3 protein-coding genes are annotated in these 2257 nt (G+C 62.0%); 2 read left to right on the forward strand and 1 reads right to left on the reverse strand.

Features of this window, described 5'->3' with window-relative positions:
- Window positions 1–267 (forward strand): DUF4879 domain-containing protein (locus DBR24_RS06975; protein ID WP_128614314.1); only part of this gene is annotated, 267 nt, incomplete at its 5' end.
- Window positions 268–334: 67 nt separating this feature from the next.
- Entirely contained in the window at window positions 335–886 is a 552-nt protein-coding gene (locus tag DBR24_RS06980) for a DJ-1 family glyoxalase III (RefSeq protein ID WP_128614313.1), read from the forward strand.
- A gap of 6 nt (window positions 887–892) precedes the next feature.
- Here DBR24_RS06980 and DBR24_RS06985 read toward each other — a convergent pair whose 3' ends face one another.
- Window positions 893–2131: an MFS transporter gene (locus tag DBR24_RS06985; RefSeq protein WP_123463955.1), complete on the reverse strand. Its 1239-nt coding sequence runs from the start codon at window positions 2129–2131 to the stop codon at window positions 893–895.
- Window positions 2132–2257: the final 126 nt, after the last annotated feature.

The raw sequence follows: 2257 nt of genomic DNA on the forward strand, positions 1-2257 counted from the left end.
GGATCGAACATCAAGGTCTACGTGCTGGAAGTCGGTTATGGTCGCGAGCCCCATGTCGCGCTCGACGGTTTTGAGGTGAACGGCACGCGCACTCCGGTTTGCGCATTTGATAACGGCAATCTCACCGAATGCACCGTAGGTCGCAAAACCGTGGGCTACCTGTATGTCTTTGACCTGGCCGGCAAGCAGGATGGCATTTTTACCTTCAGCAACACCTCGATCAACGCACCGGGCAACACGCTGGCCACCCAGCTTTACATCAAGTAACGGCTGTCTCTGAACAGGTCCGGGCAAAGCTGACTACGCTTTAAAGACCATTCAGTGGAAAGCGCCCATGACTTTTAGAGCCCTGATTACCCTCGCCGAGGGCATCGATGATCTGCAAAGCGTCACCCTGATCGACGTGCTGCGCCGCGCCGGCATCGAAGTGATGGCGGCCAGCATCGAGGGTCGCCGTATGCTCACCTGCGCCCGCGGCACCCGACTGACCGCCGACGGCATGCTGGTCGATGTTCTGGCGCAATTATTCGATCTGATCGTCCTGCCCGGCGGCGCCATTGGCGCACAGCACCTGGCGGCGCATCAGCCGTTGCAACAACTGCTCAAGGACCAGGCCAGCGCTGGACGCCTGTTCGCTGCCATCGGCGAATCCCCGGCCATCGCCCTGCAAGCCTCGGGTGTCTTACGTCAACGCCGCATGACCTGCCTGCCGAGTGCCAGCCATCAACTGTCGGGCTGTACGTTTGTTGATCAACCGGTGGTGGTCGACGGCAATTGCATTACCGCCCAGGGCTCCGGCGGCGCACTGGCGTTTGCCCTGACCCTGGTTGAGCAACTTGGCGGCAAGGCGTTACGGGCGAAGGTGGCGGGGGAGTTGTTGGCCTGAATAACGTCAGACCTTCACCTCTTCCACCGGCACGTGCATCCGGTCGCGGTTGGCCAGGGTCGGGAACAGTTTGATCCACGTGCCTGTCACCACCAGCGTGCCGATCCCGCCCATCACCACGGCGGGTACGGTGCCGAACCAGTGCGCTGTGAGGCCGGATTCGAATTCGCCCAACTGGTTCGAAGCACCGATGAACAGGCCGTTCACCGCGCTGACCCGGCCGCGCATTTCGTCCGGGGTTTCCAGTTGCACGAAGGAAGCGCGGATCACCATGCTGATCATGTCTGCAGCGCCCAGCACGACCAGCACCGCCAGCGAGAACCAGAACGACGTCGACAGGCCAAAGGCAATGGTCGCGACGCCGAACACGCCGACGGCGGTGAACATCACTCGGCCGACATTGCGTTCGACGGCAAACCGGGCGAGGAACAGCGACATCAACAACGCGCCGACGGCGGGTGCCGAACGCAGTAACCCCAGGCCCCACGGGCCGGTGAGCAGGATGTCTTTGGCGAACACCGGCAGCAGCGCGGTGGCTCCGCCGAGCAACACGGCGAACAGGTCCAGCGAAATCGCCCCGAGGATGTCCGGTCGGCTACGGATGAAACGAATGCCCGCCAGCAGCGAATCCAGCGTGGCCTTGCCCTTGTTGAGCGGCGTATGCCGTGCGGGCAGGTTGAGCATCAGCGAGCAGGCGATGACATAGAGCAGCACCGTCGGCCCATAGACCCAGACACTGCCGAACGCGTAGAGCAAACCGCCCAGGGCCGGGGCGACGATGGTTGCCGATTGTTGCGCCGACTGTGCTGCCGCGACCGCACGCGGAAAGAGTGCGCTGGGCACGATGCTCGGCAACAGTGCCTGAGTGGTCGGCAGCTCGAAGGACCGTGCAGCACCGAGCAGGAAGGCGAGGATAAAGATCATCTCCCGAGTGACGTGATCGGTGGCACTGCCGATCGCCAGCGCCAGGGCGATCAGCGCTTGCAGCGACTGACAGAGCGCCGCCACTTTGCGTCGGTCGTAGCGGTCGGCGACATGCCCGGTGTGCAGCATGAACAGCACGCGTGGGGCAAATTCGACGAGTCCGACCAGACCCAGATCGAGAACGTTGCCGGTCAGTTGATAGAGGTTCCAGCCAATGGCGACGGTGAGCATCTGGAAGCCGCTGGCGGTGAAGATCCGGGCGAGCCAGAACGCGAGGAAAGGACGATGGTGACGTAACAGCAGGGGCGCTTGGCTGGGCATCTGAAGGCAGGTCTGGTTCGAGGGTGAATCGCGAGGTTATCACCACTCTGTAACAGGAAGTTGCCATGACAAAAAATTTAGTTAGCCAGACAACGATCTCCTCTCAATAACACCGCAACCCTGTGG

The organism is Pseudomonas sp. HMWF006 (assembly GCF_003061205.1).
Classification (GTDB): domain Bacteria; phylum Pseudomonadota; class Gammaproteobacteria; order Pseudomonadales; family Pseudomonadaceae; genus Aquipseudomonas; species Aquipseudomonas monsensis.

What these genes read in the sequence shown, in the direction of transcription:
- DBR24_RS06980 (WP_128614313.1), top strand. Translation starts at nt 335, where the DNA reads ATGACTTTTAGAGCCCTGATTACCCTCGCCGAGGGCATCGATGATCTG.
- DBR24_RS06985 (WP_123463955.1), bottom strand. Translation starts at nt 2,131, where the DNA reads ATGCCCAGCCAAGCGCCCCTGCTGTTACGTCACCATCGTCCTTTCCTC.